The following is a 17537-nucleotide window of genomic DNA, read 5'->3' as shown; positions in this document are numbered from 1 at the left end:
CGGAACACCGTGTTAATCGCGTCACAAACGAGCCCACCGGCCCGGACCCGCGCTGGCACGCCTGTCTTTCCACTGCAGGAGGAAATGAATGTCGGCCGAGGACCCCAACCAGAGATGGGAACTCACCGTCTCGGACCGGGACAATGATCAACTCGCGGAGCAGCTGGCGGCGTGGCTCGCCACCAAGGTCGACGCCGATGACGCGCCGCGCGTGACGTCGCTGACCAAACCGCAGGCGGGTGGCATGTCCAGCACCACACTGCTGTTCGAGGCCGAGTGGACCAAGGACGGCGAAGCCGCGGGCGGCTCCTTCGTGGCCAGGATGCCGCCGGAGCAGAGCGCCTTCCCGGTCTTCGAGAACTACGACCTGGAGACCCAATACGCCGTCATGGCCGGGGTCGCCGAGGCCACCGATATTCCGGTGCCGCCGCTGTGCTGGATGGAGAGCGACGCCGCCATCCTCGGCTCGCCGTTCTTCGTCATGCGACGGGTGAACGGCCGTGTGGCGGAAGATAATCCGCCGTACGTGTTCTTCGGCTGGGTCTTCGACTCCACCCCCGAGGAGCGGTTGGAGATCACCCGCAAGACGGTCGAGGCCATCGCCAAGGTGCACGGGATCGAGAATCCCGAGGAGAAGTTCCCCATGCTGCACGGCGAGGGGTCGGCGCTGCGCCGGCACTTCGAGGCGCAGAAGCGGTGGTACAACTGGGCGCTGGCCAATGACGGATTCCGAATCCCGCTGCTGGAGCGCGCCTTCGAGTATCTGGAGCAGAACTGGCCGGGCGACTCCGGACCGGATGTGCTCAGCTGGGGAGACGCGCGACCGGGCAACATCATGTTCTCCGAGGATACCGGTGAGACCGCCGCGGTGCTGGACTGGGAGATGGCCGCCATCGGGCCGCGCGAGCTGGATGTGGCCTGGCCCATCCTGATTCACCGGTTCTTCCAGGATATCGCCACCCAGTTCGATCAGCCCGGACTCCCGGACTTCCTGCGCCGCAGCGATATCGAGAAGCTGTACCAGGAGTACACCGGGCATACCGTGCGGGATCTGGACTGGTATCTCACCTACGCGGCACTGCGGCACGGCATCGTCATGGCCCGCATCAAGCGCCGCATGATCCATTTCGGCGAGGACACCGATACCGCCGACCGCGACGACTACGTCATGCACCGCAAACTGCTCGAGGCGCTCCTCGACGGCACCTACGCCTGGGATTGAGAGATCAAATGCGACCCATGATCGGTCCTCTGGACGAATACCCGATCCACCAGACTCCGCAGCCGATGGCGCGAGTTGCCAGCAGCGACAAGAACTTCTACGACCGCAGCTATTACAACGCCATCGACACCGGCGGTGATCTGATGCTGGTCACCGGGTTCGGCGTGTACCCGAATCTCGGTGTGACCGATGCGTTCGCCACCGTGCGGCGCGGGGATATCCAGCACGCTGTGCGATTCTCCGATGCGCTGGAACAGCGCGGGCTGGATCTCGCGGTCGGCGGTTACCGCATCGAGGTGATCGAGCCGCTGCGCAAGCTGCGGGTGATCTGCGAGCACGACGATCTGTCCTTCGATATGACCTGGGAGGGTTCGTTCCCGGTCGTGCAGGAGGAGGCGCACACCATCATCACCGGCATGAACAAGGCGATGATCGAGGCGCAGCGCTTCGCGCAGGTCGGATCCTGGTCCGGCACACTGCATGTGGACGGCACCGACTTCACCGTCGATCCGTCGAGCTGGATGGGGACGCGAGACCGGTCCTGGGGTATCCGCCCGGTCGGGGAATCCGATCCGCCGGGACGCGGGGCATCCGAACCCTCCGAGGGCTTCTGGTGGCTGTACGTGCCGCTGCGCTTCGACGACTTCTCGATCATCGTCATCGTGCAGGAGGAGCCCAACGGCTTCCGCACCCTCAACGACGCCACCCGCATTTGGCATGACGGGCGCATCGAGCAATTGGGTTGGCCGCGAGTGCATCTCACCTACAAGTCCGGCACCCGCATCCCCACCGCGCTGCGCCTGGAACTCACCACCCCCGACGGTAAGCCCCTGGAGGTGGAGGTCGAAGCGGGCACCTTCATCGCCCTGCACGTCGGCGCGGGTTACGGCGGCGACCCGGACTGGCAGCACGGCCAGTGGAAGGGCCGCGACTGGTCCGAAAGCAAGGTCTACAACCTCACCGATCCCGCCCACGCGGGCCGCATCCCCTTCGGCGTCATCGACCACGTCGGCAAAGCCCGCTGCGGCGACGCCGAGGGCTGGGGCCTGTTCGAACACGGCTCCCTCGGCCGCCACGACCCCACCGGCTTCGCCGACTGGGGTTCGGTAGCCCCCTGACCCCACTCCGAATCGAGCGAGCCACCCGCGCGTGACCCGCTCCCCCGCCGCGCCCGCCGATACCCCAACCAGTCGGCGAGCGCGGCGGACCCATTTCCCGCCGAGGCCGCACGGGCACCCGGGATCGCGACGCGAAGGCACCTGGACATCAAGTGCCAGCCGCCGACCATCGCGGCATGAGCCGGTGATACTGCGGTTCTTGGCCGGGATCCGCCGAAACATACTCGAGCACAGCCTGTGTGGATCCCGGCCAAAAGCATGCCGGGGTGACGGTTGGAATCACTAGCGGCTCAGTCTGGTGAGATGGCCCATCACGGCGACGGCTTCGGGATCAATCGCGAATCAATGCGGCGGCCAGGGTAATTCCGCTGATAACGGTTTTCGGCACGGCCAGTTCGCCGCCCTGCGAGGCCAAGAGGGCGGCGGCCTCCGCGACGCTGGGCGTGCCGAGTGCCTCAGCGGTACGGGCCGAGGGATTCGGCACCGCGACCTGGGCCAGCTGATCGGCGGGGAATACCACGACCGGCACTCCGAGCAGTTGCGCCGCGCCTACGAGCCCCGGCTCATCCGCGCGACGATCGACCGTTGCCAGGCATGCGATCTTCAAATCGCCCAGGCATTCTCGGACAGCAGCGGCGATGATGGCGGCTTCCACTCCCGCGCGCAGCCCGATCCCCACCGCGTAGGGGCCGGGTGGGAGGTCGCGGGATGTCATGCGCTCACGCCCGGCGACCCTCGGTCCGGCTCCGTGTCAACACTCTCTGGGCGGGAGCGGAATTCGCGCCCGGATGGTCGTTCGGGGTCGATGGCGGCGACAGCGCACGGTGCGTCGGGCAGCCGGTTGGAGCGGGTCATGCCGGAGTGCGGGTGCTGGCGAAGGTTTTCGCGGCGGTGACGAAGCGGGCTATGGCGGTGGGGTTTCCGGCGGGGTGGGTGTGGAGGTAGGAGGCGTGGACGTTGTGGAGGGTTGCGCCTTCGCGGACTGTTTCGCCGGAGGGGGCACGCCAGGCCCAGGCGGCCGGGGTGGTGGGTGGGGTGGCCAGGCGGGTGCGGTGGAATTCGTGGCCTCGGACTCGTTCGCCCGCTTTCCAGAGGGGAGAGTCGGTGAGGGCCACGGCATCTCGGTAGCCGAGGGTGAGGCGGGGACCGAACTCGGCATCCACCTCGATCACTCCGGCCATGCGGTGGCCGTCGAGGGAGCGGGTCAGGTAGAGCAGGCCCGCGCATTCGGCGTGGATGGGCAGGCCCCGGCTCGCCTGGTCGGCGATTGCCGCCAGCAGTGGGGTATTCGCGGCGAGATCGGCGGCGTGCTCCTCGGGGAAGCCGCCGGGAATGACGAGACCCGCTGTGCCGGTGGGGAGTTCGTCGCGGGCGGGGTCGAAGACCACCACCCGGGCTCCTCCGGCCTCCAGGAGTTCGCGGTGCTCGGCGTAGCCGAAGGTGAAGGCTGCGCCGCCTGCCACGGCGATCACCGGGCCATCGCTTCGCTCGGCTGATACACCTTCGGTGACATTCGTCGGCGCGGCCTCCGCGATATCGCCGCCCGTGCTCGGTTCCGGAATATCGACGAAACTGCCTACGCCAGTGCCTGATTCAGCGGTGCCGCCGATCTGCGTGACGACGGTGAGTCCGGCGACAACTCCGAGTTCGGCGGCCTCGCGCAGTTCGGCGCGCGGATCCCAAGCCGGACCGGAGGTTCGGGAGCCGGCCAGGGCGACCACGGCGGGGAGGTCTATGTGGGCGGCGACGAGATCCGTCATGGCGTCCACGGCGGAGTGGGCGGCGGAGCCGTGCTCAACCGCGGGGATCAGGCCGAGATGTCTTGACGGGACCGCTAGTTCGGCCAGGCGCGGGAGGGCGCCCAGGACGGGGAGGCCGACTCGGGCGCAGGCGGCGCGCAGGACCTGTTCGTGGCGTTCGCTGCCTACGCGGTTGAGAATGACTCCGCCCAAACGGATTCCGCTGTCGTAGGTGGCGAACCCGTGGAGGAGGGCGGCCAGGCTCTGGCTGTGGCCGCGGGCGTCGACGACCAGGATTACCGGGGCGCCGAGCATGGCGGCGATCTGGGCGGTGGAACCCTCGGCGATGGGGTCGGCGTTGTTGTCGTTGATGCGGCCGTCGAACAGGCCCATGACGCCTTCGACCACGGCGATATCGCAGTCGGCGCTGCCGTGACGGTACAGCGGGACAACGCGTTCGGGGCCGCAGAGCACCGGATCCAGATTGCGGCCGGGGCGTCCGGCGGCCAGGCCGTGATAGCCCGGATCGATATAGTCGGGGCCCACCTTGAACGGTGCGACCCGATGTCCGGCGCGCCGTAGCGCACCGATCAATCCGGTTGCGAGAGTGGTCTTTCCGCTACCCGAGGCAGGTGCGGCGATCACCACGGCCGGCACACTCACCGGCTGCCTCCGGCATGAGCGGTGTTTCGGCACGAGGGCGCGGTCACCGCGTACCCCCGCATGCCGAGGGGTCCGGGGCCCATCAATCCCGCCGAGTGGCCCGAGCTCACCATTCGATGCCGCGCTGGCCCTTACGGCCCGCGTCCATCGGGTGCTTGACCTTGGTCATCTCGGTGACGAGATCGGCGGCGTCCATCAGTGCCTGCGGGGCATCACGTCCGGTTATCACGACGTGCTGGTTGCCGGGCCGATCGCGCAGGGTCCGGACGACCTCGTCCACATCCACCCAGCCCCATTTGAGCGGGTAGGTGAACTCGTCGAGCACGTAGAATCGGTGCTGTTCGGCCTCGATGCGCCGTTTGATCTCCTGCCATCCGGCCAGTGCCGCGGCGGCATGATCCTCATCGGAGCCCTGCTTGCGGGTCCAGGACCAGCCCTCGCCCATCTTGTGCCATTCGACCGCCCCGCCCGCGCCGGTCTCCTCGTGCAACCGGCCCAGGGCGCGGAAGGCGGCCTCCTCCCCCACTTTCCATTTGGCGCTCTTCACGAACTGGAACACCGCCACATCGAAGCCCTGATTCCACGCCCGCAGCGCCATCCCGAACGCCGCGGTCGACTTTCCCTTACCCGGCCCGGTATGCACCGCCAGCACGGGCTGATTGCGCCGCTGCCGCGTGGTCAACCCGTCATCGGGAATGCTCTCCGCCAACGGAACACCCTTGGGCATCGACCGAACTCCTCTCACCGCCGGCTGGCCGGCCACCGGCCACTCGCCCACCACGGTGCCATACGCCGGCCGCGCCCTCCGCGCCCGGGTATTGCACGATTCAGGTCCATGCGTGCGCGATCGCCGACACCAGCCGCCCGATCCCCGCGAACAACCCGCGCATCAGACCCGGAGCGGCCGCCGTAACGATCTCGGTACCGAGATCGGCTCCCACCTCCACGGCATCGCTCCGATCGAACAGCCGTCTCTTCTTCTCCCGCCGATCCATGCTCATTCCTACGATCGATCGCCCCCATGAGTTCCCGCGTCGCCCGGGACGAGACGATCACCGACTGGGACCGCGGTAGGCCGGGAAGCGGCAATCATCCAGAAGTACACACGTGAAGACAAGCCAATGTCATGCAAGAGGATTCCTGAGCTCAAGATTCGAACTGCTGCTCGAGGCTGTTCATTAGGCTCTCGACATACGAATCCGGGTCGGTGGGTTCCTGCACACGCTGCACGTTCGACAAAGTGCCGCGGATCACGGGAAGTGCTGCCAGTTCGGATTGAACACCCAGGTCGGCGGCCCAGGCGATCTCGGTTTCGAATGAGACCTCATCGGTCAGTTCCGCAGCGGCAAGCCGCGGTGGTATGGCATCCTGCGCGCTCAGATCACGCCACTGCCTTGAATTCGCCACTAGCACACGAAGATTCGGGAGATCCGCCAACACTTCCAAGTCGACTACGTCAACACCGGAAATGTCCAGTCGCTGCAGCGATTTCACGGTCGCCAATGAACCGATACGCACCGGATATTCCGCCCCGCCCAATCGCACGTCCCACAGCGTCGGATGCCCCGCCAGGGGGGCGAGGTCGATGCGCGATCCCTTGATCGTCAAGTGTTCGAGGGGGATATCGTGCGGCACCGCCAGGTTGGCCGCTCGCACACCCCACACGGTCAGTATCCGAAGCATCGGCAACACCGTGAGCTCGTCTGCATCGACGAAGTCGCGGTCGAGGATTTCGAGTTCCTGCACGGCGAAGCGGTCGTCGAGACTAGCAATAGGACCGTCAGCGCTGCTGAGATGTCGGGAATACTGAGGGGCGGTCGCTCCCGAATCCGAACGATCCTCGGATTCTTCAGCTTTCGCCTCCGCGCGGAGCGAGTCGATCCTGCGCTGCAGCAGTTGGCTTACCGAGTCGGCCACGCAGCGGGCTGAATACCAGCCGCTCGTTTCGAATCCGATCAGTTGGCCGTGTTGTCCGCACGGGCCAGGGTTGAGGTCCACCGCGTACACGGTGCGGTCGCTGTTGCCGATGATCACCCAGTACGGGCTGCGTGAGATACGTCGTACAGTGTCGTGCGGCCACGCTTCGACCACCACCCGCGACGAGGCGAACAGCGAGTCATCCCATGCCCCTGCTCCTGCCGGTCCGCAGTTGAGGCGGAGCTGATCGTTATCGCCGTGCTGGTATGCCTCGGCGACGTGGTCGAGACGGTAAAGCCGTGTGAATCCCAGCAGTCCTCGGTCGTCGCCTTCGTAGCCCACGAGTCGATACAACGCTCGAAGGTCTTCGGGCAGTCTCAGTCCGATACGTGCTTCAGCGGCGGCAATAGCTTGTTCGGTGTAGCCGGCCCCGAACTCCGGCGCGCTCCCATTGATCTCGGAGTACAGATCGACATACTCGCGAACCATCGCGCCGAACGCGGCGAGGGTGTCCGCGTCGGTGGGCCGGTCGTCGGGTGCGCCAGCTACGACCTCGGTCGTCGGCCGTGCGTGCCCCGGATAGCGGTAGTCGGGGTCCAGTATCAGCTGTGTGGCGAAGTCCCAGCTGTGGTCGGCGTCGGTTTCCGAGGTACAGCGATATTGGAACTCGTAGGAATCGCCTGCGAGCCGAAGCCGCATCTGCAGCACATCGGTTATCCCGGCACCCAGCTCCGCGCGGACTGTGCGCAACAAGTCGCCTGTCCTCGTCGGCTGCATCGGTGCCATCGCACCGACCAGCGAGGATTGGCTAAGCCCGTTTCCGAAACGACTCTGGTGGAGAGACAACGTGCCCGCGGTCGCGCCGGTCTGGGCGAACTCCCGCGCGAGCTGCTCTACGAGCTCGGTCAGTTCGGTCAACGAACACATCCCGTCATCGCAACCTTTGTGCGCAGAGATTAGCTGCGCGAGCCGCAATCCCCGTCCCCAAGGATGGGAAGCGCCAGCGGAACCGAGGGGTGATGGGCCGTTGCCAGTCCCCGCTACAGTTGACTTGCCGTAATCGCTGACGGCTACTTCGACCGCTGACGCGCTCCGTCAGTGTCGTCAAACGCCCGAGCGGCCGCCGTAACGATCTCGGTACCAAGATCGGCTCCCACCTCCACGGCATCGCTCCGATCGAACAGCCGTCTCTTCTTCTCCCGCCGATCCACGCTCATTCCTACGATCGATCGCCCCCATGAGTTCCCGCGTCGCCCGAGGCAGCACCGGGGCATCACGACGGCGCGGGCGCGGTCGATGCCGGCTCGATTTCCGGTGATCGAACGACGGATCAGGCGGCGCGGGTGGCTCGGACCACTCCGGCCACGGAATCGCCGGTCAGCTCCGCCAGTTGGAGGTAGCCGCCGCGGAGTTCTCGGGACAGGTCGCGGGCAAGTCCGAGGCGGATCATGCCGCGTTCGCAGTCGACGACCATCGCGGTGACCGATTCATTGGCCAGCAGGCGAGCCGCGGCGCGGGCGCGCGGGACCGGATCCGGACCGCCGGTGGCACGGCCGTCGGTGAGCATGACGAGCATGGGGCGGCGGTGCGGATCGCGAATGTGCTCGCGGTGGATGACCTCGCGGGCCTTCAGAAGCCCTTGGGCGAGTGGGGTTTTGCCACCGGTGCGCATATCGGCGAGGCGGCGGACGGCGATATCGACCGAGGAGGTCGGGGGCAGAACCAGTTCGGCATCCTGACCTCGAACGGTGATGACGGCCACCTTGTCGCGACGCTGATAGGCGTCGCGGAGCAGGGCCACCACTGCCCCGGTCACAGCGGAGAGGCGGTCGCGGGAGGCCATGGAACCGGAGGCGTCGACCACGAACACGACCAGATTGCCTTCTCGCCCTTCGCGATACGCGCCACGCAGATCGCCGGGGGCGAATTCGAGCGGCCCGGACAGGCGACCGCGGGCCCGCTGGTGCGGGGCGGCGGCGAAGATGGTGCCGAGCAGGTGCAGACCGGTACCGGTCTCGGGCGTCGCGCGCACTACACGGCCCTGACGGGTCCGGGCGCGCGAGCGACGGCCGGGAGCACCCTCCCCTACGCCGGGGACCTCCCAGCGTGGAGGCTTGGCGATGGATCGGGTGGGTGCGGCGGAACGACCCTCACGCTTGGATGGCTTGTCGCCCTTGCCCTCCGGGTCGCCGTCGCGGTCGCCTGGACGCTGCGGCGAGTCCGAACCGGCCGAGCTGTCGAGGGTGGACGAATCCCGATTGTCCGCAGGGCCGTCGTGCGGACCGACCAATGGGCCGTCATCGGTGGTATCCGGGGCACCGCCGTCCAGCTGCGCTGAGTGCTGCCGATCGGCACCCCGCGACGAATCCGATTCGCCCGCAAGCGTATCCGCGCCACCACCGGGACCGTCGGGATCGTCGTCCGGATTCGATTCCTGCGACTCCGCATCATCCTGCGGAGCCGCTTCACCTTTTCCCAGGTCGTCACCGGCGCGAGCCGCTTCCTCGGCCGCCTGCGCCATGGCATCGTCGAGCTGCTCCTGGCTGATGCCCGGTTCATCGAAGGGATCGCGCCTACGCCGGTGCGGCAGTGCGAGTTCCGCGGCAATGCGCACATCGGCTTCGGTGACGGTCTCGCCGCCGCGCCAGGCGGCGTGCGCGGTCGCGGTGCGGGCGACGACCAGGTCGGCGCGCATACCGTCCACATCGAAGGTGGCGCAGAGCGCGGCGATGCGGCGCAGCTCCACATTGTCGAGCGTGACATCGGCGATGCGGTCGCGCGCGGTCAGAATGCGTTCCGCCACTTCACGATCGGCCGGGGCGTAGTCGGCGGCGAATCCGGCGGGATCGGCTTCGAAGTCGAGGCGGCGGCGCACCACGGCCATCCGGACGTCCACCTCGCGCGAGGCGACGACATCCACGGTGAGGCCGAATCGGTCCAGCAGCTGGGGGCGGAGCTCGCCCTCCTCCGGGTTCATGGTCCCCACGAGCACGAATCGCGCCGGGTGCGAATGCGATACGCCATCGCGCTCGATATGCACGCGTCCCATGGCGGCGGCATCGAGCAGCACATCGACCAGATGGTCGTGCAGCAGATTCACTTCGTCGACATACAGCACGCCGTGGTGGGCGGCCGCGAGCAAACCGGGCTTGAACGCCTGCTCCCCATCGCGCAGCACCCGCTCCAGGTCGAGCGACCCCACCACCCGGTCCTCGGTGGCCCCCACGGGCAGCTCTACCAGCCGAGCGGGCCTTGCCCCACTCTCGTCCACCACCGGGGGCAGCAATTGCGCCAGCGCCCGAACCACGGTCGACTTGGCCGTCCCCTTCTCGCCTCGCACCAGCACCCCGCCGATTCCGGGATGCACGGCACAGAGAATCAACGCCAGCTGCAACCGCTCCTGCCCCACCACCGCCGAGAACGGAAACCCGGCCTCGACATCGGAGGCCGCACGCTTGGATTCGGAGTAAGCCACAGAGGAGACGGACACGCCCCCAACTCTATGCGGGCGAGCATCCCCACCCACCGTGACCCCGCCCTCACCCCGAACAGCACCGCCCAGAATCCGAGCCCGCCGACGACCCACCCCACCGCCACAGCTCCGCGACGCCCCGGCGTGCACGTGCAAGTAATGGCGGCGGCAAACGTCGAGAGGGGGCCTGCGTCAGCGCATGCACGTCGAATAGACCCTCGCGTACCCCGTCATCCCCGCGCGCCTTTGGCCGGGATCCACGAAACCCGCTGAAGTGCCGCTGGTGGATCCCGGCCGAAAACATGCCGGACTGACGGGGTCTCATCGCGTCCAGATAGCCGGATGTCCAGGGCGGTCGACTCGGCACGAAAAAGTCCCGCAACCGGGAGTGGTTGCGGGACTTGTGCTTCCGGTCAGCCTCGGCGCATCGGGATGTGCGGGATGCCGTCTTCGATGTACTCTTCGCCGTCGATTTTGAAGCCGTGCTTGGTGTACATGTCGACCAGGTAGGTCTGGGCGTTGAGGCGGACGGTGGCGCCGGAGCCCGCCTCGGCCAGGGCTGCTTGCAGGACGCGGGTGGTGTAGCCGTGTCCGCGGGCCGCCGGGGTGGTGCAGAGGCGGCCGATGCGGAAGGACTTCACGCCATCATCATGCTCTTCGAGCAGACGCAGGGTGCAGATGACCTCACCCTCGTCATCGAGCCAGAAGTGCCGGGTCTCGACGCCGAGGTCGAGACCGTCCAGTTCCGGGTAGGCGCACTTCTGCTCGACGACGAAGACTTCTACGCGAAGTTTCAACAGCTTGTACAGCGTCGCGGTATCCAGATCCTGGGCCCACGACCTTTTGAGAGCAACCGTTGACATCATCGATTGTTGCTATCACACCTAGGCGTGAGATGCGACCCCGGAATGCTCGGGCGTGTTGGCGGCATCCAGGTGCAGGGCCTTCTGCGACCAGTCCCAGACCTCGTTGAACAGCGCCTTGTTCTCCGAGAGCTTGACACCCAGCGAGGGCACCATCTCCTTGAGTTTCGGCTCCCACGAAGCGAATTCGCTCGGGAAGCAGCGCTTCATCACATCGAGCATGGCGCTCACACAGGTCGATGCGCCCGGCGACGCGCCGAGCAGACCGGCGATGGTGCCGTCCTCGGCCGCGACGACCGCGGTACCGAGCTCGAGCACACCGCCCGCACCCTTGCGGCGAATCACCTGCACGCGCTGACCGGCGATGATCAGATCCCAGTCCTTGCCCTCGGCGCGCGGGAGGAACTCCTCCATCACCTCGACGCGACCGCTCTGCGACTTGAGCAGTTCGGAGACCAGATACTGCACCAGGCTCATCTCGGTGACACCGACGCCGAGCATGGAGAACAGGTTGTTCGGCCTGACCGACTTGAACAGGTCGGTGTTCTTGCCGTCCTTGAGGAACTTGGGCGTCCACCCGGCGTACGGGCCGAACAGCAGGCCGCGCTCACCATTGATGACGCGAGTGTCCAAGTGCGGCACCGACATCGGCGGCGCGCCGACCGAAGCCTGGCCGTAGACCTTGGCCTCGTGCCGGGCGATCAGCTCCGGGTTCTTGCAGCGCAGGAACAGACCCGACACCGGGAAACCACCGAAACCGGCGATCTCCTTGATGCCCGACTTCTGCAGCAGCGGCAGCGCGCCGCCGCCCGCGCCGACGAACACGAACTTGGCGTTGATGACGCGGGACTTGCCGGTGCGCAAATTGCGGACCTTCACCAGCCAGGAGCCGTCGGACTGCTTGGTGAGGTTCTTCACCTCGTGCCCGAAGGCGATATCGCCGCCGGAGCGACCCAGGTACGCCAGCAGTTCCTTGGTGAGCTCGCCGAAGTCGATATCGGTGCCGTAGTCGGTCCAGTTCAGCGCGACCGGATCGGAGAAGTCACGGCCCTTGGCCATCAGCGGTAGTCGCCGGGAGAACTCGTCCTTGTCTGCGATGTACTCCATCCCCTCGAACAGCGGATGCCGCGACAGCGCCTCATGACGCTTGCGCAGGTATTCCACGCCGTCCGCGCCATGCGTGAAGCTCACGTGCGGGATGGGGTTGATGAAGTTCGACGGGTTGGCCAGCACATTGTTCTCGACCGAATACGACCAGAACTGGCGCGAGACCTGGAAGCGCTCGTTGATATCGATCGCCTTGGCGATCTCGACCGAGCCGTCGGCGGCCCGCGGCGTGTAGTTCAGCTCGCAGAGGGCCGAGTGGCCGGTGCCCGCGTTGTTCCAGGGATCACTGGACTCAGCGGCCGCGGCGTCGAGACGCTCGAAGACGGAGATCGACCAGTCCGGCTGCACCTGTCGAAGCAGTGCGCCGAGGGTGGCACTCATGATGCCTGCGCCGATGAGGACTACATCGGTCTTTTCAATCGTGGCAGCATTGTTCGACACGGCGTTGATCGACTTCCTTGTCTGTGTAGGGCAACCCAGCGGGAGTTAGGTTACCCGTCGTTCACCTACGTTCGATTGTGCCCCTGGACACGCCGAAATCAGGCAACGAAAATGCCGAATGTGAGAGATGCCTCGAAGCTCACTCTTCATCTCGGCCGTTTACATTGACCAGGTGACCTCCGATACGTCATCCACCGATACGTCATCCACCGCAACCACGTCCGCATCGACCCAGGCCGCGGGTGTTTGGCAGCCCGACGTGCTGGGATCCGAGTATCAGCAGCTGGTACTGCCGCTGGGACCGGACCCCGACGGTGAGGGCGACGCCTTCGCCACCCTGATCCGGTACACGCCCGCGCAGCGGCCGGTCGCGACCGGTGCCGTGCTGTATGTGCACGGGTTCACCGACTACTTCTTCCAGGAGCATCTCGCCCAGCATCTGGCGGGGCAGGGGATCGCGTTCTACGCCCTGGATCTGCGCAAGTGCGGGCGGTCGACGCGGGACGGGCAGACGCCGCACTATGTGAGCGATCTCGCGCTGTACGACGTGGAGCTGAACCGGTCGCTGGAGATCATGCGCGAGGAGACCGGGTTGCCGGTGATCGTCATGGGGCATTCGACCGGCGGGCTGGTCACCTCGCTGTGGCTGAACCGGCTCAACGCGGCGGGCGGGTCACGCGCACAAGGGATTTCGGGGCTGGTGTTGAACAGCCCGTGGTTCGATCTGCAGGGGCCGTCGTTCTACCGGAATCCGGTGAGCACCGCGCTGTTGCAGGGGATCGGGCGGATGCGCGCCATGGCGGCGCTGCCGCTGGGCAAGGTATCGACGTACGGGGACAGCCTGCATCACAGCGTGTCCGGTGAATGGGATTACAACCTGGATTGGAAGCCGTTGAGCGGCTTCGCCGTTCACGCGGGATGGTTGCGGGCGATCCGGCGGGGACACGCGCGCGTGCATCGCGGACTGGATATCGGCGTGCCCGCGCTGGTGCTGCGCTCCAAGGTGACGCGGTTCATGTCCAAGTACGGCCCGGCCGCGGACGTGTCGGATGTGGTGCTGGATGTGAAGCAGATCCAGCGCTGGTCCGGATGCCTCGGCGACCGCACCAATATCGTGCCGATCGAGGGCGCGCGGCACGACGTCTTCCTGTCCTCGGAGCAGCCCCGCGCCCACGCCTTCGCCGAGCTGGATTCGTGGCTGAAATGGCTGGCCAAGGCCCAGGAGACCGACGCTCGCTGACCCCGCAACGCTGTCATCCCCACCGCGTATCACTCCCCGCCATCCCAACGCGAGCCTGGTCCGCCATCCCGGCACGAGCCTGGTCCGCCATCCCGGCACGAGCCTGGTCCGCCATCCCGGCACGAATCTGGTCCGCCATCCCGGCACGAGCCTGGTCCGCCTCCCGGCACGAATCTGGTCCGCCATCCCGGCACGAGCCTGGTCCGCCTCCCGGCGCGAACCTGGTCCGCCATCCCGACGCGCTTTTGGCCGGGATCCACGCGGTCAGCTGAGGTGCCGCGGCGTGTGGATCCCGGCCGAAAGCATGCCGGGATGACGAAGGGTTCGCTTGCCGGGATGACGAAGGGGCACGCGGGGATGACCGAGGGGTTCAGCTGAACGGGCTGTGTGGACTCCCAGGTCACCAGAAGCTGGTGCGGAGGACTATTTCGGTGGCGAGTTCGTGGCCCGCTTCGGCGGCCACGTCGGCGACGTCGACCGGGACCAGGCGGAATTCGCCGTAGACGTAGCGGCCGGAGGCTTCAGCGGCCGCGCGCGGGAGGCGTTTGGTGGCCAGCAGGGTGGTGGGGATTTCCACCGGGGGGCAGGTGGCGTCGGCGATGGTGCCGTCGGCGGCGGGGGCGGCCGGGTGACCGCTGCCCGCGGCGATGAGGCTCATGAAACGGCCGAAGCCGCGCGCCGCGAGTTGCCAGGCCAGGTCCGCACCGGTGCCCGCGCCGACCAGGTTGGCCCACGGCACTTTCAGTTGGTCGAGGATGCCGAAGACCGCCGCATTGTCGAGCCCGGCGGCGGGCTCGATGACGATGGTGCGCAGGTCCGAGGTCTGCAAACGCTCACAGACCCGGTCGTATACGTCGGCCGGATCGCCCGCGTCGGGTAGTAGGAGCACATGATGGCGGGATTCGGTGCCGCCGACCCGCACGGCCCATACGCGGTCACCGACCGTGATCTGCCGAGATTCCATATCGGATTACGCTACACGGCGCGCAAATACCGCGAACGCGTGTCGGCGGGATTGCTGTGATCGCCGTCACCGATTCGGCCGGTCGGGCCGGACCATTCACCGGGATCGAGGATGCGCGAGTGCCGCAGACCACTGATTCGCCTGGCCGACAGCACTTCCCGCGTGTCGGTGATCACCAATCCCACGGCTGAAAGTCACACGTGGTCTTGAACACCGATCCTCGTGCGGCAGTGCCGTGGCTCAGCGGCCGACGGTGAGGGTGGGCAGGTTGGTGGGTGCGCCGCCGGCAATGAGGCGCTCCAGGGTGGGGAGGTCGAGGTATTTCTCCATGAGGTCGGCCAGGAGGTCCAGTTGGGTGGTGCGGATCTGGTCGACCGAAACGTCCTCGGCTACAACGAAATCGGCCTTGACGTGGGTGGCTACGTCGCGGAGGAAGGCGCGCCGGAAGGCGTCTGATTCGAGTGCGCCGTGCAGGTGGGTGCCCCAGATCGCGCCGCGCACACTGCCTTCGGGTTCGCCGTCGAGCAGCAGCCACGGCCGGTCGCCGGTGGAACGGACCCGACCGTGATGAATCTCGTAGCCGTGCACCGGGATTCCCGCCGAGCCCACCGGGTCGAGATAGCCGGGGGCGTGGCCGGTGCTGCGGCGCAGGATCTTCGGATCGGCGAATTCGATTTCGAGGTCGAGTAGGCCCAGGCCGTCGACGGTGCCCGCGGTGGATTCGACTCGGTCGTCGATGGTGCGGGCGAGCATCTGGTAGCCGCCGCAGATGCCGAGGATCGGGCCGCCGGTCGCCGCTCGGGATTGCAGGGCCGCGGCTATTCCGGTGTGGCGCAACCATTCCAGGTCGCTCACGGTGGATTTACTACCGGGCAGGACCACCAGGTCGGCACCTGCGAGGCGGGAGGGGTCGGTGACCCAGCGGACCGAGACGCCCGGCTCGCAGGCGAGGGCCTCGACATCGGTGGAGTTGGAGATGCGAGGGAGGCGGATGGCGGCGGCCGTCAGCCAGTCCTTGCCGAGCGGCGGCCGGGAGCGACCCACCGGGGCGTCGGCTATGGTGCCCAGCGAGTCCTCGGCGTCGATCCACAGGTCTTCGGCGAACGGGATCACGCCCAGAGTGGGGCGGCCGGTCAGCTCGGTGAGCTGGTCGAGACCGGGGCGCAGCAGGTCCACATCGCCACGGAATTTGTTGATAATGAAGCCCGAGATGAGTTGCTGGTCTTCGGGTTCCAGGATCGCGACGGTGCCGAAGAGGTGGGCGAGCACTCCCCCGCGATCGATATCGCCGACCAGCAGGACCGGGAGGTCTGCGGCGCGGGCCAATCCCATATTCGCCAGATCGGTTGCGCGCAGGTTGATTTCGGCGGGGGAACCGGCACCCTCGCAGATCACCACATCGAATTCGGCGCGTAGCGAAGCCAATTCCTCGGCCACGATCGCCCGCAGTTCGGTCCGATGCCGGAAGTAGTCCTTGGCTCCCACGGTGTCGATCGCCTTGCCGCGCACCACAAGCTGTGAGCGCCGATCACTGCCGGGCTTCAACAGCACCGGATTGAACCGCACGCTCGGCTCCAGCCCGCAGGCGCGCGCCTGCAATGCCTGCGCCCGCCCGATCTCCCCGCCGTCCAGGGTGACGACGGAGTTGTTCGACATATTCTGCGCCTTGAACGGCGCGACCTTCACCCCGCGCCGCGCCAGCATGCGGCAAAGCCCAGCCACCACAGCGCTTTTCCCCGCGTCGGAGGTGGTGCCCGCGATGAGCAGCGCACCCTTCACCGGCCGCTCCCCTCGTCATTCCACGTGCGGCCGGGCAATGACGTCAGGTGCTCGGCATCGCGCCCCGCGAACGCCCACCCGTCATCCCGGCGTGCTTGTGGCCGGGATCCATTGCGCGGCAGCGGACTCACGGCAGGGTGAGGATTTCCGCACCGTTCTCGTTGACCACGAGGGTGTGCTCGAACTGGGCGGTCCACTTGCGGTCCTTGGTGACCACGGTCCAGCCGTCAGGCCAGATCTCGTAGTCGATGCCGCCGAGGTTGATCATGGGCTCGATGGTGAAGGTCATGCCGGTTTCGATCTCGGATTCCACGGCGGGCTGGTCGTAATGCAGGATCACCAGGCCGCTGTGGAAGGTGGGGCCGACGCCGTGGCCGGTGAAGTCCCGGACCACGCCGTAGTCGAAGCGGTTGGCATAGGACTCGATGACGCGGCCGATCACATTGAGCGCGCGGCCGGGTTTGACGGCCTTGATGGCGCGCATGGTGGCCTCTTCGGTGCGCTCGACCAGCAGGCGCACCTCCTCGTCGACATCACCGGCGAGGTAGGTCTTATTGGTGTCGCCGTGCACGCCGCCGATGTAGGCGGTGACGTCGATATTGACGATGTCGCCGTCCTCGATGACGGTGGAATCCGGAATGCCGTGGCAGATCACCTCATTCAGCGAGGTGCAGCAGGACTTGGGGAAGCCCTTGTAGCCCAGCGTCGACGGGTACGCGCCATTGTCGATCAGGTATTCGTGCACGATACGGTCGAGCTCATCGGTGGTGACGCCGGGGGCGACCGCCTTGCCCGCCTCCTCCAGGGCCTGGGCGGCGAGCTTGCTCGCGATGCGCATGGCCTCGATGGTCTCCGGGGTCTGCACCCAGGGCTCACTGCCCTCGTTGGCGGTTTTCTTCCAGACGTACTCGGGCCGCTCGATGGACTTCGGCACCTCGCGGATGGGCGACTGCGTGCCGGGAACGAGGGGTTGGCGGGTGCGCACTGACATGGGAACAAGACTATCCGCCCG

14 protein-coding genes are annotated in these 17537 nt (G+C 66.9%); 3 read left to right on the top strand and 11 right to left on the bottom strand.

Going from position 1 to position 17537, the window contains the following annotated elements:
* Positions 1-88 precede the first annotated feature (88 nt).
* Together NA10_RS13720 and NA10_RS13715 are read left to right on the top strand one after the other, a co-directional pair.
* On the top strand, positions 89-1222 hold the full coding sequence (locus NA10_RS13720; RefSeq protein ID WP_067568033.1) for a phosphotransferase family protein: 1134 nt from the start codon (positions 89-91) through the stop codon (positions 1220-1222).
* Between the two features lie 17 nt (positions 1223-1239).
* Positions 1240-2340, top strand: a complete 1101-nt coding sequence (locus NA10_RS13715) for an Rv3169 family protein (RefSeq protein ID WP_067568031.1) — start codon at positions 1240-1242, stop codon at positions 2338-2340.
* 331 nt (positions 2341-2671) lie between these two features.
* On the opposite strand, the gene NA10_RS13710 is transcribed toward NA10_RS13715, so the two are convergent.
* From NA10_RS13710 to mqo, 8 genes are all read right to left on the bottom strand, one after another.
* Complete coding sequence (locus NA10_RS13710; RefSeq protein ID WP_067568029.1) at positions 2672-3055, bottom strand: cobalamin biosynthesis protein; 384 nt, start codon at positions 3053-3055, stop codon at positions 2672-2674.
* A 136-nt stretch (positions 3056-3191) separates the two neighbouring features.
* Positions 3192-4742 carry a cobyrinic acid a,c-diamide synthase CobB gene (locus NA10_RS13705; protein ID WP_245677193.1) on the bottom strand — a complete coding sequence of 517 codons (1551 nt, stop codon included), beginning with the start codon at positions 4740-4742 and terminating at the stop codon, positions 3192-3194.
* Positions 4743-4848: 106 nt separating this feature from the next.
* Positions 4849-5469, bottom strand: coding sequence for a cob(I)yrinic acid a,c-diamide adenosyltransferase (gene cobO, locus NA10_RS13700; protein WP_067568027.1), 621 nt, complete (start codon positions 5467-5469; stop codon positions 4849-4851).
* Between the two features lie 100 nt (positions 5470-5569).
* Positions 5570-5737 (bottom strand): hypothetical protein, encoded by a 168-nt coding sequence (locus NA10_RS36685; RefSeq protein ID WP_157556473.1) that lies wholly within the window; start codon positions 5735-5737, stop codon positions 5570-5572.
* Positions 5738-5888: 151 nt separating this feature from the next.
* On the bottom strand, positions 5889-7577 hold the full coding sequence (locus NA10_RS13695) for an SMI1/KNR4 family protein (protein ID WP_169812575.1): 1689 nt from the start codon (positions 7575-7577) through the stop codon (positions 5889-5891).
* 412 nt (positions 7578-7989) lie between these two features.
* Positions 7990-10149, bottom strand: coding sequence for a magnesium chelatase subunit D family protein (locus NA10_RS13690; protein WP_245677192.1), 2160 nt, complete (start codon positions 10147-10149; stop codon positions 7990-7992).
* 395 nt (positions 10150-10544) lie between these two features.
* The gene (locus NA10_RS13685) at positions 10545-10997 is read right to left on the bottom strand and encodes a GNAT family N-acetyltransferase (RefSeq protein WP_067568020.1); all 453 of its coding nucleotides are present in this window, start codon (positions 10995-10997) and stop codon (positions 10545-10547) included.
* Between the two features lie 18 nt (positions 10998-11015).
* A complete protein-coding gene (gene mqo, locus NA10_RS13680) occupies positions 11016-12482 on the bottom strand; it encodes a malate dehydrogenase (quinone) (RefSeq protein WP_245677191.1) in 1467 nt (488 codons plus the stop codon).
* A gap of 232 nt (positions 12483-12714) precedes the next feature.
* Here mqo and NA10_RS13675 point away from each other — a divergent pair, with 232 nt between their 5' ends.
* Complete coding sequence (locus tag NA10_RS13675; protein WP_373862368.1) at positions 12715-13782, top strand: alpha/beta hydrolase; 1068 nt, start codon at positions 12715-12717, stop codon at positions 13780-13782.
* A 400-nt stretch (positions 13783-14182) separates the two neighbouring features.
* On the opposite strand, the gene NA10_RS13670 is transcribed toward NA10_RS13675, so the two are convergent.
* The 3 genes from NA10_RS13670 to map form a co-directional block, all read right to left on the bottom strand.
* Positions 14183-14746 carry a hypothetical protein gene (locus NA10_RS13670; RefSeq protein ID WP_067568016.1) on the bottom strand — a complete coding sequence of 188 codons (564 nt, stop codon included), beginning with the start codon at positions 14744-14746 and terminating at the stop codon, positions 14183-14185.
* Between the two features lie 240 nt (positions 14747-14986).
* Positions 14987-16525 carry a cobyric acid synthase gene (locus tag NA10_RS13665; protein ID WP_067568014.1) on the bottom strand — a complete coding sequence of 513 codons (1539 nt, stop codon included), beginning with the start codon at positions 16523-16525 and terminating at the stop codon, positions 14987-14989.
* 127 nt (positions 16526-16652) lie between these two features.
* Positions 16653-17516: a type I methionyl aminopeptidase gene (gene map, locus NA10_RS13660; protein ID WP_067568120.1), complete on the bottom strand. Its 864-nt coding sequence runs from the start codon at positions 17514-17516 to the stop codon at positions 16653-16655.
* Between the last annotated feature and the right edge of the window lie 21 nt (positions 17517-17537).

It is taken from the genome of Nocardia acidivorans NBRC 108247, assembly GCF_001625085.1.
Lineage (GTDB): Bacteria > Actinomycetota > Actinomycetes > Mycobacteriales > Mycobacteriaceae > Nocardia > Nocardia acidivorans.
The sequence above is the reverse complement of the archived record's forward strand: the minus strand, read 5'-3'. Positions and strand labels throughout refer to the sequence as shown.